This is a genomic window from Tessaracoccus massiliensis, assembly GCF_000826065.2.
In the GTDB taxonomy this organism is placed as follows: Bacteria; Actinomycetota; Actinomycetes; order Propionibacteriales; family Propionibacteriaceae; genus Arachnia; species Arachnia massiliensis_A.
On the sequence record NZ_LN623538.1, the window covers coordinates 33,660 to 60,554 of the forward strand.

General features: G+C 68.8%; 17 protein-coding genes. 7 read left to right on the forward strand and 10 right to left on the reverse strand.

Features of this window, described 5'->3' with window-relative positions; translation table 11 throughout:
• Positions 1-464 precede the first annotated feature (464 nt).
• Positions 465-2,594 carry a PHP domain-containing protein gene (locus BN1186_RS01080; RefSeq protein ID WP_052459626.1) on the reverse strand — a complete coding sequence of 710 codons (2,130 nt, stop codon included), beginning with the start codon at positions 2,592-2,594 and terminating at the stop codon, positions 465-467.
• Between the two features lie 171 nt (positions 2,595-2,765).
• Between BN1186_RS01080 and ettA the strand changes: the two genes are divergently transcribed.
• Together ettA and BN1186_RS01090 are read left to right on the forward strand one after the other, a co-directional pair.
• A complete protein-coding gene (gene ettA / locus BN1186_RS01085) occupies positions 2,766-4,445 on the forward strand; it encodes an energy-dependent translational throttle protein EttA (RefSeq protein WP_040281723.1) in 1,680 nt (559 codons plus the stop codon).
• 4 nt (positions 4,446-4,449) lie between these two features.
• Positions 4,450-4,938 (forward strand): hypothetical protein, encoded by a 489-nt coding sequence (locus BN1186_RS01090; RefSeq protein ID WP_040281725.1) that lies wholly within the window; start codon positions 4,450-4,452, stop codon positions 4,936-4,938.
• Positions 4,939-5,043: 105 nt separating this feature from the next.
• On the opposite strand, the gene BN1186_RS01095 is transcribed toward BN1186_RS01090, so the two are convergent.
• Both BN1186_RS01095 and BN1186_RS01100 read right to left on the reverse strand, forming a co-directional pair.
• Entirely contained in the window at positions 5,044-7,899 is a 2,856-nt protein-coding gene (locus BN1186_RS01095; RefSeq protein ID WP_040281727.1) for an FAD-binding and (Fe-S)-binding domain-containing protein, read from the reverse strand.
• A 5-nt stretch (positions 7,900-7,904) separates the two neighbouring features.
• Positions 7,905-8,360: a MarR family winged helix-turn-helix transcriptional regulator gene (locus tag BN1186_RS01100; protein WP_040281729.1), complete on the reverse strand. Its 456-nt coding sequence runs from the start codon at positions 8,358-8,360 to the stop codon at positions 7,905-7,907.
• 109 nt (positions 8,361-8,469) lie between these two features.
• Here BN1186_RS01100 and BN1186_RS01105 point away from each other — a divergent pair, with 109 nt between their 5' ends.
• On the forward strand, positions 8,470-10,305 hold the full coding sequence (locus BN1186_RS01105) for an AMP-dependent synthetase/ligase (RefSeq protein WP_040281731.1): 1,836 nt from the start codon (positions 8,470-8,472) through the stop codon (positions 10,303-10,305).
• Positions 10,306-10,308: 3 nt separating this feature from the next.
• Positions 10,309-11,175: an acyl-CoA thioesterase gene (locus BN1186_RS01110; protein ID WP_052459627.1), complete on the forward strand. Its 867-nt coding sequence runs from the start codon at positions 10,309-10,311 to the stop codon at positions 11,173-11,175.
• Here the strand turns inward: BN1186_RS01110 and BN1186_RS01115 are convergent.
• Genes BN1186_RS01115 through BN1186_RS16190 form a run of 4 tightly spaced genes read right to left on the reverse strand, consistent with a single transcriptional unit; the run spans position 11,135 to position 16,601 of the window.
• On the reverse strand, positions 11,135-11,947 hold the full coding sequence (locus BN1186_RS01115) for a DNA-formamidopyrimidine glycosylase family protein (protein WP_040281733.1): 813 nt from the start codon (positions 11,945-11,947) through the stop codon (positions 11,135-11,137). The two genes, BN1186_RS01110 and BN1186_RS01115, sit on opposite strands and share 41 nt — an antisense overlap.
• Positions 11,940-12,206, reverse strand: a complete 267-nt coding sequence (locus BN1186_RS15880; RefSeq protein ID WP_052459628.1) for a hypothetical protein — start codon at positions 12,204-12,206, stop codon at positions 11,940-11,942. Before BN1186_RS15880 ends, BN1186_RS01115 begins: the two co-directional genes overlap by 8 nt.
• Positions 12,133-14,124, reverse strand: a complete 1,992-nt coding sequence (locus BN1186_RS16185; RefSeq protein ID WP_281278427.1) for an Lhr family helicase — start codon at positions 14,122-14,124, stop codon at positions 12,133-12,135. Before BN1186_RS16185 ends, BN1186_RS15880 begins: the two co-directional genes overlap by 74 nt.
• Positions 14,031-16,601 (reverse strand): DEAD/DEAH box helicase, encoded by a 2,571-nt coding sequence (locus BN1186_RS16190; protein WP_052459629.1) that lies wholly within the window; start codon positions 16,599-16,601, stop codon positions 14,031-14,033. The genes BN1186_RS16185 and BN1186_RS16190 overlap by 94 nt, the downstream gene beginning before the upstream one ends.
• 271 nt (positions 16,602-16,872) lie before the next feature.
• Between BN1186_RS16190 and BN1186_RS01125 the strand changes: the two genes are divergently transcribed.
• From BN1186_RS01125 to BN1186_RS01135, 3 genes are all read left to right on the forward strand, one after another.
• Complete coding sequence (locus BN1186_RS01125) at positions 16,873-18,228, forward strand: type 2 periplasmic-binding domain-containing protein (RefSeq protein WP_139650752.1); 1,356 nt, start codon at positions 16,873-16,875, stop codon at positions 18,226-18,228.
• Positions 18,229-18,323: 95 nt separating this feature from the next.
• Positions 18,324-19,274 carry a carbohydrate ABC transporter permease gene (locus tag BN1186_RS01130; protein ID WP_040281737.1) on the forward strand — a complete coding sequence of 317 codons (951 nt, stop codon included), beginning with the start codon at positions 18,324-18,326 and terminating at the stop codon, positions 19,272-19,274.
• A complete protein-coding gene (locus BN1186_RS01135; RefSeq protein ID WP_040281739.1) occupies positions 19,274-20,200 on the forward strand; it encodes a carbohydrate ABC transporter permease in 927 nt (308 codons plus the stop codon). The genes BN1186_RS01130 and BN1186_RS01135 overlap by 1 nt, the downstream gene beginning before the upstream one ends.
• Before the next feature lie 72 nt (positions 20,201-20,272).
• On the opposite strand, the gene BN1186_RS15325 is transcribed toward BN1186_RS01135, so the two are convergent.
• From BN1186_RS15325 to BN1186_RS16195, 3 genes are all read right to left on the reverse strand, one after another.
• A complete protein-coding gene (locus tag BN1186_RS15325; protein WP_180348993.1) occupies positions 20,273-20,428 on the reverse strand; it encodes a hypothetical protein in 156 nt (51 codons plus the stop codon).
• Positions 20,429-20,775: 347 nt separating this feature from the next.
• The gene (locus BN1186_RS01140) at positions 20,776-26,343 is read right to left on the reverse strand and encodes a beta-galactosidase (protein ID WP_139650735.1); all 5,568 of its coding nucleotides are present in this window, start codon (positions 26,341-26,343) and stop codon (positions 20,776-20,778) included.
• A gap of 127 nt (positions 26,344-26,470) precedes the next feature.
• Positions 26,471-26,599 (reverse strand): hypothetical protein, encoded by a 129-nt coding sequence (locus BN1186_RS16195; protein WP_281278422.1) that lies wholly within the window; start codon positions 26,597-26,599, stop codon positions 26,471-26,473.
• Positions 26,600-26,895 lie beyond the last annotated feature (296 nt).

The window sequence follows — 26,895 nt, forward strand, 5'->3', positions numbered from 1 at the left end:
GGCCGTCGAGAACTCCTTGAAGGATGTCCGCCTCGTCGCCGTCGAGGGCGAGGTTGACGGGGTCGCCGAGGAGGCCGTCGGCGGTCCGGGACCGGCCGATGAAATAGTCGGGCACGTAGAGCAACGTGAACAGTTGGTGAAGGCGGGGGAGGGCGAGGTAGGCCACCAGCGCCCAGAACACGATCAGCAGCAGCATCCGGGTGGGGGACCAGGAGAAGCCGTGCACCAGCAGCACCCCCGCATACCAGAGCGTCAACGCCAGGGACACGACGATGAAGATGCCGTCGAACAGTTCGTAGACGCCCACGCGCCGACCGCCGGCCACCTTGGCTGGCGCTCGGCCGTACGTGGGTGGACGCACGGGGACGGGGTATCTCGATGGCACGGCTCCCATTGTGCCAATCCGGGCACGCCCGCGGTCTCCGGGCGGCGCAGTGACCGCCCGGAGGCTCTGGGCTGTCAGTTCAGCGCCCGGTGGAGGGCAGGCCCGGGCGCGCTGGCCGGTCTGGCGAGCTCGGGGTAGGTGTGCTCGGGGTGGCGGTGGGTGCGGGCCCCTCCGCGGTGGGTACCGGCGTGGGGCTCGGAGGAGGTGCGGTGGGCGACGGTGAGGTTGACGGCACATCCGGAGAGGGCACGGGCGGCCCGACCTCAACGAACACAGGGTTGGCGTAGAACCACGTGTCTATCCAAGGATTCCCCGCCCGGGGGTCGTCGCTGTGCATGATCGGGCCTCGGGGATCCACCTCGACGCCGTGGTAACCGACGCCGTGGCGATTCCCATCGGAGCCACGGAAGCGGATGTAGAAACTGTCCTGCACATCGTCGAAGATGTGCGTGAGCGTGTAGGTGCCCGTTCGGCCACCCGTGTCGAAGCTGCGCAGCACCCGCGTGTGCGGCGCATGCACTGTCTCCCTGTCCTCTGCCGTCCCGGTGATGGGGCCACCGATGATGTCGACGAAGGCGAGTTCCGGGACCCACTCGGCTGCCCTGGTCGGATCCGTGGCGTCCGGATCGTCGGCGCTCATGGCGATCGAGCGCACCGGCCTGGATGCAGCGGTGATGGTCATCTCAACCGTGACGGTGGAGCCCTTCGGGGCGGTGAGCGTGCCGCCCAGCGTCACGGCGTCCGTGCCGTCTGCGCTGACCTTGACGATGAAGGCGTCGAGCAGGCGGCCGTGGTCGGCCCACACCCGGCCCGCCCGCAGCGCCGCCATGACCGCCGGATAGCTGCGGTCCGTGGCGCCGGCGTGGATGCGGGTGAACTGCCCCGGCCAGAAGTCCGAGCCGCCCTGCGTCTCGATGAGTGGATGCGGGTACTGCGGGGACTGCCCTCCGGGCGTGTCTGCGTCGATCTCGGCGCGGATCCGCTCGGCATCCCGGTACCGCTGCGCGTGCACTTCGCTGCGGATCAGGTCGCCGGAGATGGTGGTCGAGCCGTCCCCGTTGGAGATGAGCAGATCGCCTGCGACCTCCCCTGTGTCGGTGTCGATGGGATGGGGACGGCGCCCACCGAGGAGACGCATCTGCTCGTGCTCGGATCCAGCGTCCCGGTACTCCGGGGTGTCGGGGTAGTCGCCCAGCCGCCAGGTGTGCCAGGCGGCAAGGTGTGCATCCGAGTTGGCGGTCACGAAGAAGCGGCGCCCCTCGGCGAGCATTGAGTCCCAGAATCCGCCGACGGTGGCCGTCATCCAGTCCCAGCCTCCGTAGGTTCTCATGTGTTCGACCGTGTAGCCGGGGTAGGAATCGGCGCGTGGCTCGTTGACGTACTCACCGCGCTGGTCGCCGTAGCCGACGTTGCGTCCGTAGGGGTAGCCCTGAGCTCCGGGGGCGCCCTCCATCCCGATCATGATGTGGGGATCCGCGTCGTTCCAGAGCCGGAACTCGTCGGGGGAGTCGATGCCCAGACGCATGGGGTGATTGGCGATGATCAGAGCGTCGTCGATGGCACCGTCGCGCTTCTGCTGACCGAGCCATGCGATTGCCTCGGCTGCCTTCTGCTCCTGGAAGGCCTCATCCTCGCTGCCCACGGGGGGCTTCTCCCATCCGTTCAGTTTGCCGTCGTAGACCAGTTCGAAGGCACGCAGGATCTCCGCCTCGCGCTCACCGGTGACCATGACGGTGCAGTGCTCTGCGGCAGGGATGTACCACTCGATGCCCTGGAAAATCAGTATGTCCGGCCTGGCTGCGCGCTCAGCCTTGATCTCCGCGAGGGAGTTGAACACGCCCGGATCGGCGTGCTGGAAGTTCGAGTGCTCGGTGAAGACTATCCAGTCGACCCCGAAGTGCTCGGCCGCGTCGAGCTGATCCTTGATGCGGTACTTCGCATCGTGGCTGTACTGCGTATGCACGTGGTGATCGCCGACGAGCCAGAGCAGCTGATCCGGATTCACGGGCTGGGGTCCATCATCGGCTGTCGCCCGCCGAGCCGAGAACGTGAGGACGGCACCGGGGATGGCCGACGCCGCCGTCGCGGCCATGCCTGCGCGCAGGATGGCTCGTCGGCTGTAGCCGAGGCGACGCAGCTCCGCGTCGCCTCGACGCCGGACGTCTGCCAGTTCCTCGGGGGTGAGTTGATGGTCATCGTGGTGATGCATGGGGTTCCTTCCGCTGTGGCATGAGGTTAGGAAGGTGAGATGACCGTCAGGGGAAGGGGAAGTGAACCGATGGGGAACGGATGATGGCGACGGAAGCAACTCGTTTTCGGTGTTGTCCTCGAAGCGGCATACACTGGCCAGCGGTCCGCTACGAAGGGAAAGCCGATACCAGTGGCTGAGTTCATCTACAGCATGCAGAACGTCCGGAAGACCGCAGGTGAGAAGGTCATCCTGGACAACGTCACCCTCTACTTCCTCCCGGGCGCCAAGATCGGCGTCGTCGGGCCCAACGGTGCGGGCAAGTCCACCCTCCTGAAGGTGATGGCCGGGTTGGAGCGCCCCAACAACGGCGAGGCCGCCCTCAAGAAGGGCGCCACCGTCGGGATCCTGCTCCAGGAGCCCCCGCTGGACGACGACAAGACCGTCATCGAGAACGTGGAACTGGCCGTCGCCGACACCAAGGCGATGCTCGACCGGTTCAACGAGATCGGCGTCGAGATGGGCGAGCCGGACGCCGATTACGACAAGCTCCTCGAAGAGATGGGCACCCTCCAGACGGAGCTGGACCACCGCGAAGCGTGGGAACTCGACTCCAAGCTGCAGCAGGCCATGGACGCACTCCAGTGCCCGCCGCCGGACGCCCCCGTCGACGTGCTCTCCGGTGGTGAGCGCCGCCGCGTCGCGCTGTGCAAGCTGCTCCTCGAAGAGCCTGATCTGCTGCTCCTCGACGAGCCCACCAACCACCTCGACGCCGAATCCGTCGACTGGTTGGAGAAGCACCTCAAGAGCTACCCGGGCGCCGTCCTGGCCGTCACGCACGACCGCTACTTCCTCGACAACGTCGCGGAGTGGATCTGCGAGGTGGACCGCGGCCGCCTCCACCCGTACGAGGGCAACTACTCCACCTACCTGGAGACCAAGCGCCAGCGCCTCCAGATCGAGGGCAAGAAGGACGCCAAGCGCGCCCGCATCCTCGAGAAGGAACTCGAATGGGTGCGCTCCAACCCCAAGGCCCGCCAGGCCAAGAGCAAGGCCCGCCTGGCCCGCTACGAGGAACTCGCCGCCGAGGCCGAGCGCAACCGCGCCGTCGACCTGGCCGAGATCAACATCCCGCCCGGCCCGCGCCTGGGCTCCGTCGTCCTCGAGGTGCGCGACCTCAGGAAGGGCTTCGGGGACCGCGTCCTGATCAAGGACCTCTCGTTTACCCTGCCGCGCGCCGGCATCGTGGGCATCATCGGCCCCAACGGCGTCGGCAAGACCACCCTGTTCAAGACGATCACCGGCCAGGAGGAGCCCGACGAGGGCACCGTGAAGGTGGGTGAGACCGTCAAGTTCAGCTACGTGGACCAGGGCCGCTCCGGCATCGACCCGAAGAAGAACGTGTGGGAGGTCGTCTCCGACGGGCTCGACCACATCAAGGTCGCCAACTTCGAGATGCCGTCGCGCGCCTACGTCGCGTCGTTCGGCTTCAAGGGCCCTGACCAGCAGAAGCTGGCCGGCGTGCTGTCCGGCGGTGAGCGCAACCGCCTCAACCTGGCGCTGACGCTGAAGCAGGGCGGCAACGTCCTCCTGCTCGATGAGCCCACCAACGACCTGGACGTCGAGACGCTGCAGTCCCTCGAGGACGCGCTCCTCGAGTTCCCCGGCTGCGCCGTCGTGATCTCCCACGACCGCTGGTTCCTCGACCGTGTCGCCACGCACATCCTCGCGTGGGAAGGCACCGACGAGGACCCGGCGCAGTGGTTCTGGTTCGAGGGCAACTTCGCCGATTACGAGCAGAACAAGATCGAGCGACTCGGCCCGGTCGCGTCGCGCCCGAAGTCGACCGCCCACCGCCGCCTCACCCGCTGATCCCATGATGTCCACCGAGGTCCCTGTGCCGCGTTATCCCCTCGGGGAGTACGCGTACCAGGGCCTGTGGTTGGGCATCGTGGCACTGCCGGGCGTGCTGGCGATCCTGCGGGTGCTGACCGCGCCCACGGACATGACGTTCTTCCTGTTCGCCGTGATCGGTATTCCCGCCATCATCGCCGGGCAGGTGATCGCCGGGCTGCTCGCCTGGATCTTCCGCCGCCGCCAGTGGCGCCACTGGCTGGGCCCGGTCGGAGCGAAGCTCTCCTTCGCCTACTACGGGGCCTGGGTGCTGCTCGCGCTGGCGGTGCCCGAGTCGAACCCTGGCGAGATGTACCCGTCCCTGTTGATGCGGATGTTCGGCAGGGGGTTCGCGGAGGGGTTCTCCGCCGTCCTGTTCTGGGTGGTCCCCCTCCTGTATCTGGCGCTGTTGGCCGCCATCGCCGTGGAGGGCCAGCGCGCCGTCCGCCGTTGGGCCGGCCCCCGGGCGTGAGCGCCAGCCGATCTGATGCCTCAACCACGAGGGTTCAGGTCTTAGGCATGCTGCGGGGGCCCTTCGTCGTGCCCGGCTCGTTCCTCGCGGGGCACGCTCAGAGGGCTAATGCGTGGCGAGCAGTTCCGCGAGCGACATCGACGCGCGGCCGGCCAGCGAGGTCAGCTGCGTCTGGCACGAGAAGCCATCGGCCAGCACGATCGCGTCCGGATGTGCCTCGACGGCCGGGCCGAGGTCATGCTCGAACACCTTGACGCTGACCTCGTGGTGGCCGCGTTCCACGCCGAAGTTGCCCGCCAGGCCGCAGCAACCACCCACCTGCACCAGTTCGGCGCCGGTGGCCAGCAGGATCGCCTGGTCCTTCGCCCAGCCGATGACCGAGGCGTGGTGGCAGTGCGGCTGCGCCACGATCGTGTGACCGCTCAGATCGGGGGCCGTGAAGTCCGGATCGGCGGTCAGGAACTCGGCCAGCGTGAGGACCTTGCCCTCCAGCGCCGCGACGTTCGCATCGTCCGGCAGCAGCTCCGGCGCATCGCTGCGCCACACCGCGGTGCACGAGGGCTCCACGCCGACGATGGGCACGCCGTCGCGCACATAACGCGCCAGCACCGCAGCGGCGTTCGAGATCTGCCTGCGTGCGCCGTCGAGCTGGCCGGTGGAGATCCACGTGAGGCCGCAGCAGGCGGTCTCGTCGAGCACCTCCGGCTCGTAGCCCAGACGCACGAGGACCTGCACCATGGCGGCGAAGGACGTGGACTCGAAGCAGTCCGAGAACGAGTCGACCCAGATCAGCACCCGCCCCTTCGAGCCGTCGGTTGAGCCGGCTGCTTCGCGCCCGCTCGAAGGGCCCTCCACCGTCCTTCGATCTGCCTGGCTCGCAAGTTCGCTGGGCAGGCTCAGGAAACGGTCCCTCTCCGACGTGGCGGCGAAGCGGGGGATCTGACGGCGGCCGTCGACGCCGGCGGCGAACTTCAATGCCCGCCCCAGCACCGGCGCCCTGCCCACCACGTTGATCAGCGGGCCGAGGCCGGGGATGCGGGTGATCAGGCGACCCCAGCGCGGCAGCCAACCCAACGCGTAGTGGTTGCGCGGACGCAGCCTGCCCTTGTAGGTCTCGTGCGTGACGCGGGCCTTGTAGGCGGCCATGTCGATGCCGGTGGGGCAGTCCCGCGCGCAGCCCTTGCAGCTGAGGCACAGGTCGAGCGCGGCGTGCACCTCGGGCGAACGCCAGCCGCCGGTGATCAGCGAGCCGTTGACCATCTCCTGCAGCGCCCGCGCACGGCCCCGCGTCGAGTCCTTCTCATCTCGCGTGGCCTGGAAGCTGGGGCACATCACGCCGCCAGCTGCCGTCGAGTTGGCCAGGCACTTGCCCACGCCGGAGCACTGGTGGACGGCCTCCACGAAGCTGGCGTCGCTCAGCGACAGGGGTGATCGACTGGCCGCCACCATCCGCAGGTCCGCCTCGACGGGGGCGGGATCCACCAGGACGCCGGGGTTCAGGAGCCCCTCGGGATCGAAGATGCGTTTGACCTGGGCGAACAGCTCAAGCGCCTCGGGGGAGTACATGTGGTGCAGCAGCGCGGAGCGGGCCCGGCCGTCGCCGTGCTCGCCGGACATCGAGCCGCCGAACGAGGCCACCAGCTGGGCGGCCTCCTCGACGAAGGCCTTGTAGCGCTCGGCGCCGTCCGGGGCATCGAGCGGGAAGTCGATGCGGCAGTGCACGCAGCCGTCGCCGAAGTGCCCGTAGGGCAAACCCTGCAGGCCGTGCCCCGCGAGGAGGGCGTCGAAGCGGCGCAGGTACTCGCCGAGGTGCTTCGGCGGGACCGCCGCATCCTCCCAGCCGCCGTAGGCGGGCCTGTCCAGGCTGACGCCGGCCAGGCCGGCGCCGTCGGCGCGGATCTTCCAGAGCATGGCGGCGCGGGCGGGGTCCTCGACGACCCAGCCCTCCGTGGCCTTCGATTCCTCGACGACGGCGTGTGCCCGCTCCAGCACCTCATCGCGGTTCTCGCCCACGAGTTCGAGGAACATCCAGCCGTCGCCGGCGGGCAGATCGCCGACGGACTCGGGGCCGTTCTTGGCCACCACCACGTCGACGATCCGCCGGTCCAGGCCCTCGCAGGCGGTGGGCTTGAAGCGCAGCAGGTTGGAGATGTCGTCACCAGCGTCGGGCATGGTGGGGTAGCCGAGCGCGACCATCACCGAGTGCGGTGCGTCGGCGACGAGCTGCACGGTGGCGCGCACGATCACCCCGAGGGTGCCTTCGGTGCCGGCGAAGAACTTCGGCAGGTCGAACTTGCGCTCCGGCAGCAGGTGTTCCAGCGAGTAGCCGGAGACCTGGCGGATGAACGTGCCGAACTCGGTGCGGATGGTGCCGAGGTTGGCGGCGACCAGCGCTCGTAGCTCGGGTACGTCGTCGAGGCCGAGGGTCAGGAGTTTGCCGGTACCGGTGACGATGTCGAGCGAGACCACGTTGTCGGCCATCCGGCCGTAGCCCAGTGCCCGCGGGCCGCAGGCGTTGTTGCCGATCATCCCGCCCACTGTGCAGCGGTTCGACGTGGAGGGGTCCGGGCCCAGCCGCAGCCCGTGGGGGCGCGCGGCGATCTGGAGTTGGTCCTGCACGACACCCGGGTCGATGACGGCGGTGCGCGTGGCAGGCTCGATGGAGTGGATGGTGTTGAGGTGCCTGGCCACGTCGATCACGAGGCCGGGGCCGACGGCGTTGCCGGCGCACGAGGTGCCCGCGCCGCGGGCGGTGATGGGGGTGCCCGTCTTCAGCGCCGCCCGCACCACCGCGATGAGTTCCTCGGAGGTGCGGGGATGCGCGACGGCCTGCGGCTCCACCCGGTAGAGCGAGGCGTCCGAGGAATACAGCGCCCGCGTGAGCGTGGTGTCGTCGACGATGTGCGCGAGTTCGCCGAGTTCGCTGAGGAGCCTGGCGTGGGGGAGGGAGGCGACTGTCACGCGCCCTAGTCTGCCACCGCCAGAGACGCCTGCATGGCGCGGCCCAGCGCCGCGTAGTCCTCTGGCGCGATGGCGTCGACGAAGACGCGGCGCACCGAATCGACGTGTGCGGGGGCGGCACGCTTGAGCAGCGCGAAGCCCTCGTCGGTCATGGTGGCCTGCACGCCGCGGCCGTCGGAGTCGCAGGAGGTGCGCGAGACCAGGCCCACGCGCTCCATGCGCTTGACGGTGTGGGTCAGCCGAGAGCGGGAATGCCCCACCGACGACGCCAGTTCGCCCATGCGGAGGGTGCGGTTGGGTGACTCGCTCAGGCGCACCAGCACCTCATACTCGGGCAGCGACAGGTTAAACTTCTGCAGCGCGGCGTCAAGGTACTCGTTGATGTGGGTGTTGGCCAGGAGGAAGCTCCGCCAGACCCTCTGCTGGCTCTCGGTGAGCCAGCCTGCAACTGGTTCAGACATAAGGGCCAGAATAGCACATGGTTTATGTTTCAAGTAATTGATCTGGGTTTTCTCTGGCCCCTGGGGCGCCATCACGTTAGCCTTGCGTCCAAACGTGGAAAGGGACCCCATGGGACTTCGTGATGAGATCATGCAGCGCGCCGCAGATTCGGTGGGCCACATGCTGCGACGACGGGTGGAGGAGACGCCCGACAAGCTGGCGTTCATGTACCCCGACGGGGCCGCTGAGGGCCCCAACACGTGGAGCAAGCTGACCTGGCGCGAGTCCGAGACGATCATCGACAAGCTCGCCGCGGGCCTGCTGGCCCGCGGCCTGGGGTACGAGGATCGGGTCGCGATCTGCTCCAGCACCCGTCTCGAGTGGCTGTTCCTCGATCTCGCCATCGCCGTGGCGGCGGGCGCCACCACCACCGTGTACCCCAACACCGCATCAGGCGACGTGCACTACATCGTGGGAGACTCCGGCTCCAAGGTGTTCGTCGCCGAGAACGCCGAGCAGCTTGCCAAGGTGCTCGACACCCCGGACTTCGACGATCAGCTCCACACCATCGTCGTGATCGACGGCACCGGCGTGACCTTCGACGAGCGCATCATCGCCTACGACAAGCTCCAGGAGTTGGGGGAGCAGTACCTCAGGGACAACCCGGACGCGCTCAAGGAATCGATCGCCTCCACCAACCACGACACCCTCTCCACCCTCATCTACACCTCCGGCACCACCGGCCGTCCCAAGGGCGTGCGCCTCAACCACATCTCGTGGGTCTACGAGGGTGCCTCCACCAAGTACCTCGACATCATCGGCCCCGACGAGCTGCAGTTCCTGTGGCTGCCGCTCAGCCACGTCTTCGGCAAGGCGCTCATCGCAGCGCAACTCGACTACGGGTTCGCTTCGGCCGTCGACGGCCGCATCGACAAGATCGTCCAAGGCCTGGGCGAGGTGCACCCCACGTTCATGTGCGGCGCGCCGCGCATCTTCGAGAAGGTCCGCGCCGCCGTCCTGACCGGCAACACCGGCCTGAAGGGCAAGATCGCCCGCTGGGCGTTCTCCGTGGGCTACAAGTCCATCGACGACCGGCTCGCCGGCCGCCCCCTCAAGGGCGCGCTCGCGATCCAGTACAAGCTCGCCGACAAGTTGGTGTTCTCCAAGCTCAAGGAGCGCCTCGGCGGGAAGATGAAGTTCATGATCTCCGGCTCGGCCAAGCTGAGCCCGCAGATCCAGAAGTGGTTCTACGGCGCGGGCATCCTCATCGTCGAGGGCTACGGGGCCACCGAGACCAGCGCCATCGCCTGCGTCGACCTGCCCGCGGATCCGCACCTCGGCACCGTCGGCCCGCCCATCCCGGGAATGGAGGCCAAGTTGGCCGACGACGGCGAGCTGCTGCTGCGTGGCCCCATCATCACGCCCGGTTACCACAACCTGCCGGACAAGACCGACAAGGCCATCGACGCCGACGGCTGGTACCACACTGGCGACATCGGCGAGATCGCGCCGAGCGGCCACATCCGGATCACCGACCGCAAGAAGGACCTGTTCAAGACCTCGGGTGGCAAGTTCGTCGCGCCGCAGAAGGTGGAGGGCGCCATCCAGGCGAACATCCCCTTCGTGGCGCAGTCCATCGCCATCGGCGAGGGCCGCAAGTACGTCTCTGCCCTCGTAGTGATGGATCCGGCGCTGCTGCAGAAGTGGGCGGACAAGCGGGAGCTGGGCCACTTCAGCTACGCCGAACTCTCACAGCGGCCCGAGATCCGCGCCTCCATCGAGAAGTGGATGGCGCGCGTCAACGCGAAGCTGGAGAAGTGGGAGACGGTCAAGACCTTCGCGATCCTCGACCACGAACTCACCGTCGAGAACGACGGCGTCACGGCCAACATGAAGATCCGCCGCGGCGCGGTCACCGAAAAGTACGCCGACATCGTCGAGACGCTGTACCCGCAGGAGGACTAAGCCTTGTTCCGCTGGGAGTGCCCCCTGCGCTGGTCCGACATGGATGCGCAGGGGCACGTCAACAACGCCGTGCTCGTCGACTATCTGCAGGAGGCCCGCGTGGTCTTCCTTCGCCGGGGCTCAGCCTCCGCGTTGCTCGACGAGGGCATCATCGTGACCCGCCACCAGGTGGAGTACCGCCGCCCCGTCGAGTACGACGACGGCGACGTGGTGATCGAACTCGGAGTCTCGACGCTGGGCGCCTCGCGGGTGGAACTGGCCTACGAGATCTCCCAGGGCGGCGACGTGGCCCTGAAGGCCCGCACCATGCTGTGTGCATTCAGCTTCGACGAGCAGAAGCCCATCAAGCTGAGGCCGGAGTACCGGGCGTTCTTCGAGGGCCACCGCACCGAGGTGGAGCCGCTGCGCGAGCTGACGGCCCCTCCGCTGGAGGGAGCGGGCACCCCGGTGACGCTGCCCGTGCGCTGGACGGATCTCGACAGCTACGGCCACGTCAACAACGCCAAGGTGTTCGACTACATCCAGCAGGCCCGCGTCGAGGCCACCACGCAGTGGGACCCGACGATGGCCCGCGCAGGCTCGAAGGGCTCGCAGTACCTGTGGTTGGTCGCCCGCCAGGACGTCGACTACCTCGCGCAGCTCGAGCATCGGTTGGAGCCCTACGAGGTTCGGGTCGCCCCCGTGCATCTGGGCACCTCATCGATCGTGCTGGCCTCTGAACTCGTCGACCCCTCCTCGGGGACCGTGCACAACCGGGCCCGGACCATCCTGGTCGCCGCCGATGCGGAGATGCACAAGGTGGAGCTGCCTGAGTCGCTTCGCAGGAAGCTCACACGGCACCTGCCTGACACGTCGGGCACCACCAGATGATGCGCTCCTGACCGGCGTCCGGGCTGGTCACCGACGTGCCGCCGCCCAGGGTCGACGATTCGATCCGCGTGCCGCACCGTCGGCACGGGCGGTGCTTCCTGCCGAAGACGAAGGTGTTCTCGCCCGCGCGGTGGATGCCGGTGAACGTGCGCATCGGCGTGGTGAGGTTGGCGCGCATGAGCTTGGCGGCCAGGTCGATCACCGCGCCCACGTCGGTGTGCGAGACAGGAACGGCCGGGTGTAGGCCCTGCAGGAAGCACACCTCGGCGCGGTACTCGTTGCCGATCCCGGCGAGATTGCGCTGATCCAACAGGGCCTCGCCGATGCTGCGCTGCGGGCGGTCCAGGATCCGGCGCAGCGCCTCGTCGCGGCCGGCGGCGGCCCAGTCGGCAGCCAGGATGTCCGGACCCAGGTGGGCGGTGCGCCGGCCGTACTCGCGGGCCGGCCAGAGCTCCACGATGCCCAACGAATGGCCCACCAGTTCCACGCCGTCGATCTGTAGGACCAGGCGGGCGGTGTGCGCGGGGGCCGACCAGCGGTCGCCGACAGCGTGGCTGCGCCACGTGCCGTCCATCAGCAGGTGCGTGTGCAGGATGCGTTGCCCGCACTGCCAGTACAGGTGCTTGCCGTACGGCCAGATCCGGCTGATCCGCTCGCCCGCCAGCGACGCGGTGGCCAGCGCCGGCACGCGGAAGTCGCTGTGGTGAATCACCCGCCCGACGAGGGGCTGGAAGCGCTCGGCGAGGCGCCAGATGGTGTCGCCCTCAGGCACGCGGAGCCTCCACGACGATGCCCTTGGGCGTCACCTTGGCGCCTGCTGCCAGCAGTGCGTCCTGCACTCCGGAGGCGGCGACGCGCTCGCCGTCGACCTCCTCGATCCGCACCCGCTCCATCCGGCCCTCCGCCACAGCCTGCTGCAGGGCCCGCACCACGAGGGCGGCATGCTGCTCGCGGTCCTCACCCGCGGCGAAGAGCGTGAGGATCCGGCCCCCGCGGGTCAGGTGCGCCAGGCATTCGCCGTCGGCCAGCACGACGAGGGCCCCGGCGGCGCGCGACGGGTGCGCCGTCGGGTGCGGCGGCCAGGGGAGGATTGAGCCGTACGGGTTGGCGGGGTCGAGGGCGGCCAGGAGGATGGGGGTCGAGGGCGGCCAGGAGGATGGGGGTAGGGCTGGTGGGAAAACTGCGGGGGCCCTTCGTCGTGCCCGGCTCGCAAGCTCGCGTGGCACGCTCAGGGACCGAGTGCCTGCGGAGTTGCTCGATGATCTCGGGGGTGCTGAACTGCGCGCCGCCCAGGCCGTCGACGAGGTAGCCGCGCAGCATCTTGCCCGAGTCCTCGAGTGTGGCCAGCAGGCGGTAGGCCGTCGAGAACCCGCCGGGGGTGCCGTCGGCGGTCACCCCGCCGCGGGTGATCACCCCGAAGCGCTCCAGCCACGACGACGCCAGGGCCAGCGCGGCGTCGGCGGGGGAGGGCAGCGGGTCGCGGACGCGGTACCAACGGCCGGAGACCTGGAACGGAGTCAGGGAGCCCTGGCCGCTGAGCAGCGCCCGCGACGGGCGGGGCAGCCGGGCGCGCCGGCGCGGCGACGGGCGGCGGGCCCTGTGTGCGCCGCGCGAGGCGCCGCCGACGCGGGCACGGACCGGGGCCATCGACGACGGGGCCACCGCGCCCTCCTCGGCTGCCCGCCACAACTGATCGGCGAGCTCCGCGGCCGATTCGGAGCCTTGGAGGGAGGCGAAGGTGCCGTCGCTGAGCGCGAGTCGCTCGGCCAGCGCCACCGCCTCCGCCGACGGAGCCGCGTCTGGCGGGCCGAGCAGGTCCAGGTCGTCTGCCGGCACCAGCGCGACGAGCGGGTCGTTGGGCCCGGCCGAGCCGCGCACGCGGATGACCACCTCGCCCTCCGCCAGCAGCTCGTCGAGGTGGGCACGCTCGTAGCCGCGCAGCCGGGCGGGCAGCACGTGGGTTTCCCACGCGCTGGCGGGCAACGCCGCCCCGGCGAGGCGCTGCAGGGCCAGCAGCACCTCGTCGGCGCTGGAGCGCGGCGGGTCGTCGACGTGGTGGGACGCGGCGAGGAACCGCGCGAATCCCGCCTGCGGTACGGGCTCCACCTCCGAGCGCGCCTTGGCCAGGGAACGGATCCGCAGGCGGCGCAGAACCGTGGGGTCGACGAACTCGGCCTCGCCCGCTGGAGTGAAGCGACCCTCGACGAGCCGCTTGGCGACGCGTTCGCGCTCCAGGACCAGACCTACGGTGGCCACACCCAGGCCGAACGCGTCGGCCACTTCCTGCGCGGTGAACGGGCCGTGGGTCCGCGCAAAGCGGGCGATGAGTTGGGTGAGCGCGTCGCGGCCCTCGGTGGGGGGCGCGGAGAAGCCGGCGGGGACGGGGATGCCCAGGGCGTCGCGCAGCAACCCCAGGTCGGTGGCCGCCACCAGGTGGGGGCGGCCGGCCAACTGCAGGACGGTGGTGTCGGCCCCGCGGGGATCGCTCAGGGCAGCGGATTCCTCGGGCACCACCCGGTCGGGCAGTTCGGCGAGGGGGATCGGGCCCAGCTCGCGGGCGAGGGCGGGCAGGTCGTCGATCCGCACGCGGCGGTTCGAGGCGGTGTGCTGCAGATCGGCGACCACCTCGGCCAGCACCTCGGGATCCAGCACCTCGCGGAGATCCAGCGTGCCGAGGGCTGCGGCCAGCAGTTCCGGGTCCATCGACAGCAGCGCGGCCCGGCGCTCCGCCAACGGCGCGTCGCCGTCGTAGATGAACGCGCCGGGGTAACGGAACAGGAGCGTCGCGGCGAAGGGGCTGGGCTGCTCGGTGACCACCTCGATGAGCCGCACGGCGCCGGAGCGCAGGCCGCGCATCAGCTCGACCAGCCCCGGCAGGTCGTAGGCGTCCTGCGTGACCTCCCGGACGGTCTCGATGATGATTGGGAAGCGTGGGTGGTGCCGCGCCACCTCGAGGAGTTGCGCGGCGCGTTGGCGCTGCTGCCAGAGCGGGGCCCGGCGGCGCACTCGCGGAACCGGGCGGCGAACAGGGCGGTGCCGCCCACCTGCTCGACGACGATGCGGCCCACGGCGGCGCACTCGCGGAACCGGGCGGCGAACAGGGCGGTGCCGCCCACCTGCTCGACGACGATGCGGCCCACGTCGTCGGGGTCGGCCAGCAGCAACTCGGGGAGGCGGTCGACCAGATCCGAATCCGGCAGGCGCAGCACGATGCCGTCGTCGCCGGCCACCGGCACCGCGTCGAGGCTGACCTCACGGCTCAACGCGTCGGCGATGATCAGCGACCACGCGCCCAGCACCTGCCGGCCCAGCGGGGAATGGACCACCACGCGCCAGTCGCCCAGCTCGTCGCGGAACCGCTCCAGCACGACGGTGTGCTCGTCCGGCACCGCCCCCGTCGCGGCGCGCTGCTCGGCCAGATAGCGGGCGAGGTTGCCGCGGGTGAACTCGTCGATGAAGGGGCGGGTGAGCCGGGCGTCGTCGCGGGTCGCCTCCCGCTGCAGCCGCCCGATGTGGCGCCCCAACTCCGCCGGGCGCCCCTCGTCCTCGCCCCGCCAGAACGGCAGCCGCCCGGTGTTGCCCGGGGCGGGGGTGACCAGCACCCGGTCGCGCGTGATCTCCTCCACCCGCCAGGAGGACGCGCCGAGCGTGAAGACATCGCCCACCCGGGACTCGTGCACCATCTCCTCGTCCAATTCGCCCACGCGCCGCGCGCCGGCCTCGTCGCCGGCCAGGAACACGCCGAACATCCCGCGGTCCGGGATCGTGCCGCCCGAGGTGGCGGCCACGCGCAGCGCGCCGGGCCGCGGATACAGCCGGTTGTCGTCGCCGACGGCGAGGCGGGCGCGCAGGTTCCCGAAGTCCGCCGACGGGTACGCCCCGGTCAGCAGCTCGACCACCGAATCAAGCAGCGCCCGGTCCAGGTCCGCATACGGCCGAGAGCGGGTCACGGCGCCGAACCACTCGTCGACGTCCAGGCCGTCGTCGCCCTCCGCCGCCACGGCGGCCACGGTCTGCTGCGCCAGCACGTCGAGCGGATGCTGCGGGATCTTCAGCTCCTCGATGTCGCCGTCGAGCATCCGCTCGGTGGCCACGACGGCGGGGGCGAGGTCGCCGCGGTGCAGCGGGTAGACGTCGCCGGCCGAGGTGGCTCCCACGACGTGCCCGGCCCGGCCGATGCGCTGCAGCGCGCTCGCCACCGACGGTGGGGCACCCACCTGGATGACGCGGTCCACCGCGCCCATGTCGATGCCGAGCTCCAGCGAGCTGGTGGCCACCACGCACTTGAGCTCGCCCGATTTGAGCGCCGCCTCGATCTCGGCGCGCTGCTCCTTACTGACCGAGCCGTGGTGCGCGCGGGCGATCACCTGCGGCGCGCCGCGGGTCACGTCGAACGGGGCCATGATCTGGGCCGGCGGCCTGGCCGGGACGGGTGGCAGCGTCTCCGGGTCGTGCTGCTCGGCCCACATCTCGTTGAGCCGCCCGGTGATCCGCTCGGCGGCGCGGCGCCCGTTGGTGAAGATCAGCGTTGAGCGACCTCGTGCCACGGCGGCGTAGAGCTGCTGCTCCACGTGCGGCCAGATCGACGGCGTCGTACCGCCGCCCGAACCTTCGGCGAGGAGATCCAACAGTTCTGGGGCCTCACCGCTGGGCGGGTTCAGTGGCCGGATGTCGGTGAGGTCCTCGACGGCGGTGCGCACCGTGACGTCCCAGCTCTTGTGGGCCGTAGGCGCCACGACGGTGACCGGGCGGTCGCCGCCCAGGAAGGAGGCTACGCGTTCGATGGGGCGCACGGTCGCGGACAACGCCACCCGCTGCACGTCGCGGCCCGTCAGCCTGTCGAGGCGTTCCAGGCTGAGCGCGAGATGGCTGCCCCGCTTGGTGCCCGCCACGGCGTGGATCTCGTCAACGATCACGGTCTCGACGCCGGTCAGCGTGCACCGGGCCGAGCTGGTCAGCATGAGATACAGGGACTCAGGTGTGGTGATGAGGATGTCCGGCGGGCGGCGGATGAGACGGGCCCGCTCTTTCTGCGGGGTGTCACCTGAGCGCACACCCACCGTGATGTCGGTCCACGGCGTGCCCAGCCGCTCGGCCGCCAGCCGGATGCCGGTCAGGGGAGCGCTGAGGTTGCGTTCGATGTCGACGCCCAGTGCCTTGAGGGGTGAGACGTAGACGACGCTGGTGCCCGCCGTCGGATCCTTTTCGGGCCGGGAGGCGAGCCGATCGATGGCCGAGAGGAAGGCTGACAACGTCTTGCCCGAGCCTGTGGGGGCGACCACCAGGGCGTGCTCGCCGCGGGAGATGGCGTCCCACGCCTGCGCCTGCACCGGGGTGGGAGAGGAGAAGACCGCGTCGAACCACTCGCGCGTGGGGCGCGAGAAGCTGGGCGGGAACCGGTCGCCGCCGGAGCCGGTTGTCGACACCCCGCGATCCTATCGGGTGAACGACAGATGATCGTTTGATGTCAAGACAGCTCGTCGCCTGATAACGTTTCGATCACTGGCTGACGGCCCAATGGCGAGCTTCGGTCACGAAATGATTACGAGTCGCTCAATTGGCACGCCCAAATTGACGAAGTATGTGAGCGTTAACAGACCCGCGTTGTCACCGTCGAAGGTTGGCGGTGTACGGTCATCAGTAGGAATAGCTCCTGCTCGAAGTAGATCCGGAGGATTAATGACTTTCAAGCGCTACATGAAGGCCGGCGCCGTGCTGGCCGTCGCCGCCCTTGGCCTCACCGCCTGTGGTGGGGACACCACCGACCCGGCCGAGACCACCCCGGCCGGCGATCCCACCGCCGCCGTGGAGACCACGACGGCTGGGGAGACCACCCCGGCCGAGGAGCCCGGCGAGCCCGTGCAGATCGACTACCTGCACCGTCTTCCCGATGGGGAGGGCATGACCCCCGTCAGCGAGATCGTCCAGCGTTGGAACGACGAGAACCCGAACATCCAGGTCACCGCCACCAAGTTCGACGGCGATGCCCAGGAGATGATCACCAAGCTCGAGACCGACGTCAAGGCCAACAACGCCCCGTGCCTCGCGCAGCTCGGCTACTCCGAGGTGCCGGACATGTTCGTCAAGGGCCTCGTCGAGGACGTGACCGAGGAAGCCAAGAAGTACGAGGGTGACTTCGGTGGCGCGTTCGGCCAGATGGCCGTGGGCGAGACCTACGTCGGCCTGCCGCAGGACTCCGGTCCGCTGGTCTACCTCTACAACGCCACCGAGTTCGAGAACCTCGGCATCGAGGTCCCCACGGATTCGGCTTCCTTCATCGAGGCGGCCAAGAAGGCCGCCGCTGAGGGCAAGTACATCGCCAGCTTCACCCCGGATGAAGCCACCTACTGGCTGTCCGGCCAGGCCGCCGGCGCCGGCGCCACCTGGTACAAGGCTGAGAACGACCAATGGGTCGTCGACACCAAGGGCGAAGCGACCCAGGCTGTTGCCGCCCTGTGGCAGGAACTGCTCGACGCTGAGGCCGTTGCCACCCACGATCGTTGGGGCGACGCCTACGGCGCGGCGATGGTCGACGGCACCCTGATCGGTAACATCGCTGCTGCGTGGGAGACGGGCTTCGCGCTCGACGGCCTCGACGGCACCGAGTACGAGGGCCAGTGGCGCGTCGCCCAGATGCCCGCGATCAACGGCTCCGAGATGACCGGCCCCAACGGTGGCTCCGGCGTCGCTGTGATGAAGGGCTGCGAGCACCCGGCCGAGGCCATGGAGTTCAACGCCTGGTTCAACACCCAGGTCGAGGACCTCGCGCAGCAGGGCCTCGTCCCGGCCGCCACCGCCGCTGCCAAGACGCCTGAGAAGATGTCGCGCCAGTTCGGTGGCCAGGACGTCATGGCTGAGCTGGTCAAGGCCAACGAGCGCATGAGCACCGACTTCGGCTACATCCCCGGCTTCCCGGCCGTGGGTGCTGAGATGAACAAGGTCGCTGCCGCCGTCGCCAACGGCTCCGGTAAGGTCGCAGACATCTTCGAGGCCGCTCAGACGGCTTCGATCGCGGCACTCGAGGACGCCGGTCTTCCCGTTGCCCAGAGCTGATCACACCGTGACTCAGTGACACCGGGCCTGGGTGTGGGAAGCTCCCACACCCAGGCCCGGTTTCCGTCCCCCACCCATATGTTTTAGGAGAAAACATGAGTTCGCCCAGCGTTATCGCTGAGCCGAAACGCAGGAAGTGGAGTCGCCAGGCTAGGCATCAAGCGATCAGCGGCTGGGCCTTCGCGCTCCCGTTCTTCCTCGCCTTCTGCCTGGTCTTCGTCGCCCCCATCCTGTCGGCGGTCAGATCCTCGGTCTACACCGTGAAGGCCTCAGGCGGAGGCCTCTACGGCGGCGGCGAGATGAGCGAGGTCTTCGTCGGCCTCGAGAACTTCCAGATCGCAGCCAGCAGCAGCGAGTTCTGGAGCGGCATCGGCCGCGTCTTCCTGTTCGGCATCGTGCAGATCCCCGTCATGATTGGTGTCGCGCTCATGCTGGCGCTGCTGATCGACTCGTACCTCGTGCGGCGCCCAGGCTTCTGGCGCCTCTCGTACTTCCTGCCCTACGCCATCCCCGGCCTCGTCGCGGCCATCGTCTGGGGTTACCTCTACATTCCTGAGGTTTCGCCCTTCGCGGACATGCTGCCCGAGATCCAGGGCTCCCCGTTCTTCCTGTCGCCCCCCGTCGTGCTGTGGTCTATGGCCAACATGACCACCTGGACGTTCACGGGCTACAACATGCTGATCTTCCTCGCCGCCCTCCAGGCCATCCCCGGTGACCTGTATGAGGCCGCCCGCATCGACGGGGCCTCGGGCTGGAAGATCACCACGCAGATCAAGATCCCCATGGTGGGCAGCGCGGCGCTCCTGGCGGTCCTGCTGTCGATCATCGGCACCGTGCAGCTGTTCAACGAGCCCACCGTCGTCGCAACGCTCGCCACCTGGATGCCCAAGGATTACACCCCGATGATGATGGCGTACAACACGATGATGGGCACGCTCACGCCCAGCGGCGCCGGCATGGCATCGGCGATCTCCATCCTGATGGCGCTGATCGCCGGCACGCTCGCCGTCGTCTACTTCCTCGTTCAGCGGAGGCTTCAGAAGTAATGGCAACCAAGACTGCAAACGGCAAGCTGGCCACCACGCCGGACGGCCTCGAATACCGCCCCTCGCACGAGGGCCTGCCCCCGCGCTCCATCGCGCCGAGCAAGCTGGCCCGCACCCTCACCCTGGTGGTGCTGGGCTTCGTCGCGCTGTACTTCATCCTGCCCATCATCTGGGTGATCTTCGCCTCGTCCAAGACCAAGGGCGGCCTGCTGAGCTCCTTCGGCTTCTGGTTCGGCGACGACATCGCCTGGGGCGCCAACTGGAACGCCCTGATGGCATGGACGCAGAACCTGTTCCCGCGCTGGGTGCTGAACTCGATCTTCTACTCGACGGTCTCGGCCATCGTCGGCACCCTGCTCTCGGTCGCCGCCGGTTACGCCATGGCCAAGTTCCAGTTCCCCGGACGCAACGCGATGCTTGGCATCGTGATGACCGGCCTGCTGATGCCCGTGGCGCTGCTGACGGTGCCGATGTACCTGCTGTTCTCGCAGCTGGGCATCACCAACACCATCTGGTCGATCCTCATCCCGTGCATCGTCTCGCCGTTCGGCGTGTTCCTGGGCAACGTGTACGCCGCCAGCTCGGTGCCCACGGAGCTCCTCGAGGCCGCACGCATCGACGGAGCGGGCGAGGCCAGGATCTTCTTCACGATGGTGCTGCGGCTGTTGGCCCCCGCCATGGTGACGATCTTCCTGTTCATCTTCGTGGCCACGTGGAACAACTTCCTCCTGCCGTTGATGATGATCAGCTCCGCTGAGCTGAAGCCCGTCACGCTGGGCCTCTACGGCATGATGAGCTACTTCGATCCCAACCGCGGTGCGGTCATGCTGGGCGCCCTGCTGGGTGTTCTCCCGCTGATCGTGCTGTTCCTCCTCCTGCAGCGCTTCTGGCAGGCCGGCCTCGCGGCTGGCGCCGTCAAGGGCTGATCAGGGACGGATCGCACGCGCAGGCGCGGGGTCGGGCGAAAGCCCGGCCCCGCGTTTCTTTGTGCGCTCGGGTCAGCAGCTTGGATCCTTCCGGATGATCTCGGGTAGCTCAGGGGCGGGCGAGGCCGGGGCTGGGACGAACTCGTTCATGCCCGGCACCTCCGTGGCGTCCTTGAGATGGCAGCGGGAATCTGCCGAGCCGTTGCGGTGGTCGCCGAGCACGAACATCTGCCCACGAACATCCGCAGCAGCGAGGCGATGACCAGCGCACCGACGATGATGAGGGTCCCCTCAGCGAGTCAGCCCAGCACTTGGCGGCCGACGCTGGGCTGTGACTGCTGCTGTTGTGTCTCGGGGTCCATGCGCTTCGTCTCTTCTAGTGTCGGGCTCCATCATGCCGGAGTCGCCTCTGCTCCCTGAGCGTTCGCCAGCGAGCCAGCGGCCCCCGCAGCCGAGCTGTCACCTCAACCACAAGGAACGTCCCCAGCACCTTCATTCAGGTGCTGGGGACGCTTCAGGGGTTTCGACACGGTCGCGGTCCTCGCAAGCTCGGACGTGACCGGCTCAACCAACCGCTATCGCAGTTCGGGGCCTCCGAACATGACGATGTTGTTGAACACCCACTCGTTGGTCTGCGAGAACACGTAGCCACCCTCTGGCTTCGCCGTGGCCCGGTAGACCGTCACAAACGTGTAGGAACGGCACCCGTCGCGACCGGTGCGCGCGGTGTCACACTCGGTCAGCCAGTTGCGCTGGTCCGTGGTGGCGGTCCATTCGCCGGTGTTGGCCAGCGGGTTGGCGCCCCAGGCCTCGCGGGTCATGTAGGGCAGGTAGGTGAGGTTGTTGAACGTCCAGCCGTCCTTGCGGACGAACTGACCGTTCTCGATCACCACGATGGTGGCCCAGATGTCGGTGCGGCACCGCTCGGTCTGCGAGTAGGGCTCGCAGGTGGTGTTCCAGTCACGACCGTTGAGGCCCTTGTGCAGGCCCGGCAGCGTGTACGGCGCGGTACGCACGTACTTCTTCACCGGAGGCGTCGTGGGCTTCTGCGTCGGCGGGGTGGTCGGGTCGTCCGTGGGATCGACCGTCGGGGTCACCGTAGGATCCTCCGTCGGATCAACCGTCGGGGCTGGAGCGACCGTGAAGGTGAACGACGCCGTCGCCTGGTTGCCCGCGGCATCCTCCACAGTGACGGTCACGTTGGACGTGCCGGCCTCGGTGGGGGTGCCGGTGATGGCGCCCGTGGTGGGGTTGATCGACACGCCTGCCGGCAGGCCGGTGGCGCTCCAGGTGAACGGCCCGGTGCCGGTGACCGACGGCTGGATGGACACCGCGGTGCCCACCTCGCCCGTCTGCGCACCGATGGTGCCCAGCGTCGGGGCGGCCGGGGTGGTCGCCTCGCCGGAGAGCTGGATCTCAGCGGCGCTGGACCATGCCTGGCCGGAGTTGGCGCTCGTGGAGACGAACTTCACGTAGCGCGCCTTCACCGGCTCGTCGAACTCGACGACCTCGGGACCGGTGCTCTGTCCGCCGAAGTTGCCCTCGGCGACCTTCGTGTAGGTCACCCCGGCCGGCTCGGCGTAGGCCACCTGGCGGAGTTCCTCGGCGGTGGGGGAGACGAAGTCGCCCTCCGTCGCCACGAACACCTGGTAGCCGTCGACCGTGCCGTTGCAGGCCGGCGGGTTGTTCGGGATGCCGCAGCCCGTGCGCGGGATGTACGTCAGCGACGAGACATCCTGCACGGAACCCAGGTCGAGCACCACGTAGTGCGGGAACGGCGTGGTGCCGCCGCTCCAACGGCTGTGCCAGTGCGTGGCGGTGTTGCCGTCCGCAAGGGCGGTGATGTAGCCGTTCGAGCCACCTTCCTGAGGCTCGGCGGTGTTCCACGCCACGATGCCGTCGATCTGCAGCACACTCGGATCGGTCAGCCTGATGGCCTGACTTGCCGAGGCCGTGCGACCCTCGGGGGTGCGCAGCTTGGCGGTGATGGTGCCGCTGGTGCCGCTGGCGGGGGCGGTCACCAGCACGGTGGCCGTATCGCCCGACGTGGTCTGCGTGGCAGGCGTCACCGTCCAGCCCTCAGGGGCGTCGACGGTGAGGGTGCTGCCGGCAGGTACGTTGGTCAGCGAGTAGGTGATCGTGCCGGTGGTGCCCCAGTCGAGCTCGGAGGGAGCCGAGGTGATGGCGATCACCGGGGTGGTGCGCACGCCCTCGAGGTACTCCGCCTGGTCGATGGCCGGGTAGGGCTCGAAATCGGCCGGGGCGCCCGTGGTGGAGTGCACCGGGACGAGACGGATCATGTTCGGGCCCTGGTCGACGTCCTTGGCGTCGACGGCGACCGCGATCTCGTTGGTGCCCATCGGGTCGACGAACCCGGCGGGGATGGTGAACGAGCTCTGCGGGCCGACGTCGCCGATGAACACGCCGATGTTCCAGCCGTTGACGTACAGGTCCACCTGGGAACCGTTGGTCCGGGTCTGGTGCGTGTTGCCGAAGTTGTCGACGTCGAGTTCGAGGCGCCACGCGGTGTCCTGGCCCTCGGGGACGTTGAGGTCGACCTCGGTGCGGTACCAGGCGACGCCGGGCTCGGTGGCCTTCATGGTGGTGGCCGGGGCCCAATCGGTGGTGTCGACGCCCGGCAGGTGCCAGCCCTCGCGCTCACCGATCTTGCCGCCCGTGTTGTACATGCCGCGCATCTGGTCGATCTGGCCGAACGGGTCAGCCGAGCCCAGGATCTTCCAGGTCTCCGTGCCGGCCTTCGAGCCCAGGGTGGCCTCGTACAGGCCGCGGTTCTGGCGCGACAGACCGTCGTCGGACCAGTCGAGGTTGAGGCCCAGGTTGTTGGCCAGGACCGTCACGACGACCTGCTCGCCGCCTGTGATGGCGCCCTCAGGCACCGGGACGGACTGAGTGCTGCCGTTGAGGGTGCGGGCGCCGGCGTACTCGCCGTTGACCCACACCTGGAAGAAGCCGGGGTTCTTGCGCTGCGCGCCGAACGTGCCCGCGTTGCCGCGGAAGCTCAGCGTCTCGGGCGCCTCGTCGGCGGCGGTGTACTCGGCGCGGTACCACACGGATCCGTTGTGGAAGCCGTAGCGGTTCGAGTCGAGCACCACGCCGTTGCGGCCGGGGCCCTGGCGGTGCTGCAGGGGAGTGGTGGCGTTGGCCAGCACCCAGTCGGAGTCGTCGAAGTCGACGGCGACGGGCATCTCCTCGGCCTTCTTCACCCAGTCGAGCTGGGGCTCAGTCACGTCCACCGGGCCGGGGGCCGCCCCATTGGTCAGGGCGCCACCGTTCCAGGTGTAGGACGTGATGCCGGCGGGGAGGGTGACGGCCAGCGTGCCGGCCTCATCCATCGAACCGGTGATGTGCGCGACGGTGCCCTCGAACGTGACGGTGCGCACCAGGTACGCGCCCGAGACCTGGACCTTGTCGTTCACATCGCCACGGATGCCCTCGACCATCCAGGTGTCGGCCGCGTAGTCGCGGTCCATCACGCGCAGGATGAGCGTCTCGCCGTCGGCGCGGGTCACCGTGATGTCGATCGGGGCGGCGCCGTGGGTGTAGTTGAGGCGCAGCTGCTGGGTGGCCGCGGTGTAGGTCTGCTGCACCGAGGCAGGAGCCTCCACCGTGTAGCCGGCAGGGAGGCGCAGCACGGTCTCTCCCGCGTCGCCGCTGTAGCCCACCAGCGTCTGGAGGGTGCCGTCGGCGGTGACGATGGGGGAGTCGAAGACCTGCGAGGTGGTGTACAGCATGTCGTGCACGCCGCCGATCTTCAGATCTGCGGTGAGCATGAGCGCGTCGCGGCCGTGGATGGTGAGCTTGGTGCCGGGCTCCTGCGGGATGCGGGGCCAGGCGAGCTCGCCGGCCGGGGCCTCGGGCTCGGGCGCGGTGTCAGCGCTGTAGACGCGCACCGCGTCGACGGAGAAGTACGCGCCGCGGGGATCGGTTGCGCCGTCGAAGAATTCACCGGTGTGGACCAAGCGGACGGTGTGCTCGCCGTCGGCCAGGTCGCGCTTGGAGAAGATCACCTGCTGGGGGATGGCGCCGGTGGTGACGACCTCCTCCGCGGTCTGGCCCACCTTGACGCCGTCGATGAAGACATCGGCCGGGCCGTGGTTTTCGGAGAAGGCCGCGAGCACCTCGAAGCCGGTGCCGGTGAAGGTGAACTCCACCGAGTCGCCGGCGGTGCGGGTGTAGGTCTCGTCGCCGTCGATGTTGCCGGCGGTCCAGGTGTGACCGGAGGCATGCGTCCAGCGGGCGGACTCGGTGCCGCCGGGGCGGAACGCCACCGGGGCGGGATCGAAGGTGAAGAAGTCCAGATCCGAGTTGTTGTACACCGTTGGCGCTGCGCTGGGGGCACCCAGCACGTTGATGGCGTCAATCGCGAAGGCCGTGCCGTTCGCGTTGGCGCCCGCCTGGCCCGTCAGGGTGATGACGGCGGTGTGGTTGCCGGCCGCCAGATCCGCCTTGGAGAACAGCGTCTGCTGGGCGGGCGCGTTCTGCTCGGTGTTGTAGGAGGCGTCCATCGTGACGGGGGCGCCGCCGTCGATGGAGATCGTCGCGGTGCCGTACTGCGGCGAGGTGGGCGCGATGACCTCAATGCCGGTGCCGTTGAAGGTGACCGTGGCGGTCGAGCCGGCGGTGGCGCTGCGGGTCAGGGTGCCCTTGTAGGCGGTGCCGTCTGCCACCTGGTTCCAGTTGGCCGAGTAGGAGATCCGCGCGGAGCGGTCGTCGTCGGTGAACTGGTCGGTGATGACGCCGCCCTCCTCGCCGAGGTTCAGCGGGATGGCGAACGAGGTGGTGCTGGTGTCGTTGGAGTTGCCAAGGCGGGCGCCGATGAAGCGCACGCCGTTGCCGGTGACCGAATCCTCCAGGTCATCGGTGGCGACGCGCTGGTAGACGTTGGTGGCGCCGCCCTGCAGCTCAGCGGGCTGGATGCGGGGGGCCGGGTCCATCGAGCTCAACTGCGGGACGCCGCGCTGATAGTAGCCCAGCTCCTTCTGCACCGCGAGCTTTGGCGTGATCGTGCGGTCCTCGTCGAGCGCCGCACCGTAGTCGTAGCTGGTGAAGCCGGAGCCGGGAGCGCCGGTGTAGCCCCAGTTCGTGCCGCCGATGATCATGTAGTAGTTGAACGCGGTCACGCCCTGGCCGATGTTGTTCATGCCCCACTGGCGCGTGAAGGCGGGATCGACGTAGGTCTTGCAGTGGTCGTTGTCCGTCCACGGGGCGCCCCACGGGGAGAACGCGCCGCCCTGGGCCTCGGTGATGAAGTTCGGGCTGTCCGGCGCGTAGCGGCGGAGGTTGGCCTCCTGGTCGCTGATCGTGCCGCGGGTCGCGTCGCAGGAGAAGCCCAGCGGGTACCAGTCGTAGGCGTAGAAATCGAGGCCGAGGTTCTCCACGTCGGAGAAGCGACCGCCCAGGCCATAGTCGTTGTGGAACAGCGGCACCGTGATGCCGTCGGCGCGGACGAACTCCGCCAGTTCCTTGAGGAACGCGCGGCGGGGCTCATTGTCGGCGATCAGTTCGTTCTCCACCTGGTACATGACGATGGAGCCACCGCCGTCGGTGACCTGGTGCTCGCGCGCGATGTCGTTGAACGCGGCCAGCCATTCCTTGGAGGGCTCGAGCACGGACGGGTCGGTGCCGCGGAGACTGTCGGCGGACTTGTTGGAGAAGTAGGCGGGGAGGCCACCCATGGAGATCTCAGCGTTGACGTACGGGCCAGGGCGGGCGATGACGTACAGGCCCTCCTCAGCGGCCAGCGTCAGCAGCCTGTCAAGGTCGCGGGGGCCGGTGAAGTCGAACTCGCCGCCCTCTTCGCTCTGGTGCAGACCCCAGAAGAAGTACAGCGACACGGCGTTGAAGCCGGCGGCGCGGAGCTTCTGGAACACATCCCGCCAGCCGTCCTCGTGCGGGACGCGCCAGTGATGCAACTCGCCGGACCAGATGACGAGACGCTCGCCGTCGACCATGTAGGAGTTCTTGTCCCACGTGACGGTGTGGGGCTGGCCGTCGTTGCCGGGGAACGTGATCTTGTTCCCCTGATAGGCCGGCGGGTCGACGGCTTGTGCCGACCCCGGTGAGATGAAACCGGTGATTGACAGGGCAATCACCGCGAAGATGGCCAAAAGCCGTCTTGACAAGGTGTTGAACACGCTGAGACCTTCCGTGCGACAGTGCAGGTGAACTGAGTCTGTCAAGTCACGGGCCCCGAGGCAAGGAAACCTCCGGTTCAATCATGCGGTGTGGTCGCTTGCCGCCCGAGCCCGCTCAGCTGTCGACGGTAGCGCTGGCCACTTGTGTCCAGTCGGCGTCCTGCACAAGCATCCTGGGCTGCTTCGACTCGGGATCCGCTGAGACCTCCACCCGGCCGACCGTCGTCAGGTCGAGATCCTTCATGAGGTCATCGAACGCGGCTGCCACATAATCTGGCGACAGCGCGTCAACCCTGAAGGGCTGCTCCTGCTCAGCCTCGTGAGGCTCATGTGGGAGACGGTGCCCTCGGACACGCAGGTGGAGTGGGTCGTCACCACTTCCGGCGCCAATGCCCACACCTCGACGTGAGCCTCCCCGTCACATCCCTCGACGAGGGTGACGGCCCGGTGGAGGGAGTCCTCGAGAGGGAAGTCGCGCCCCAGAACCGACAGCGGCTGCGCCGTGTCAGCGACGGGGCTGAAACGCGTCTCATCGGGATC

Coding starts and splice junctions, on each gene's coding strand:
- BN1186_RS01080 (WP_052459626.1), bottom strand. CDS start 2,594: ATGCATCACCACGATGACCATCAACTCACCCCCGAGGAACTGGCAGAC.
- BN1186_RS01090 (WP_040281725.1), top strand. CDS start 4,450: ATGATGTCCACCGAGGTCCCTGTGCCGCGTTATCCCCTCGGGGAGTAC.
- BN1186_RS01100 (WP_040281729.1), bottom strand. CDS start 8,360: ATGTCTGAACCAGTTGCAGGCTGGCTCACCGAGAGCCAGCAGAGGGTC.
- BN1186_RS01105 (WP_040281731.1), top strand. CDS start 8,470: ATGGGACTTCGTGATGAGATCATGCAGCGCGCCGCAGATTCGGTGGGC.
- BN1186_RS01125 (WP_139650752.1), top strand. CDS start 16,873: ATGAAGGCCGGCGCCGTGCTGGCCGTCGCCGCCCTTGGCCTCACCGCC.
- BN1186_RS01130 (WP_040281737.1), top strand. CDS start 18,324: ATGAGTTCGCCCAGCGTTATCGCTGAGCCGAAACGCAGGAAGTGGAGT.
- BN1186_RS01135 (WP_040281739.1), top strand. CDS start 19,274: ATGGCAACCAAGACTGCAAACGGCAAGCTGGCCACCACGCCGGACGGC.
- BN1186_RS15325 (WP_180348993.1), bottom strand. CDS start 20,428: ATGTTCGTGCTCGGCGACCACCGCAACGGCTCGGCAGATTCCCGCTGC.
- BN1186_RS16195 (WP_281278422.1), bottom strand. CDS start 26,599: ATGAAGGATCTCGACCTGACGACGGTCGGCCGGGTGGAGGTCTCAGCG.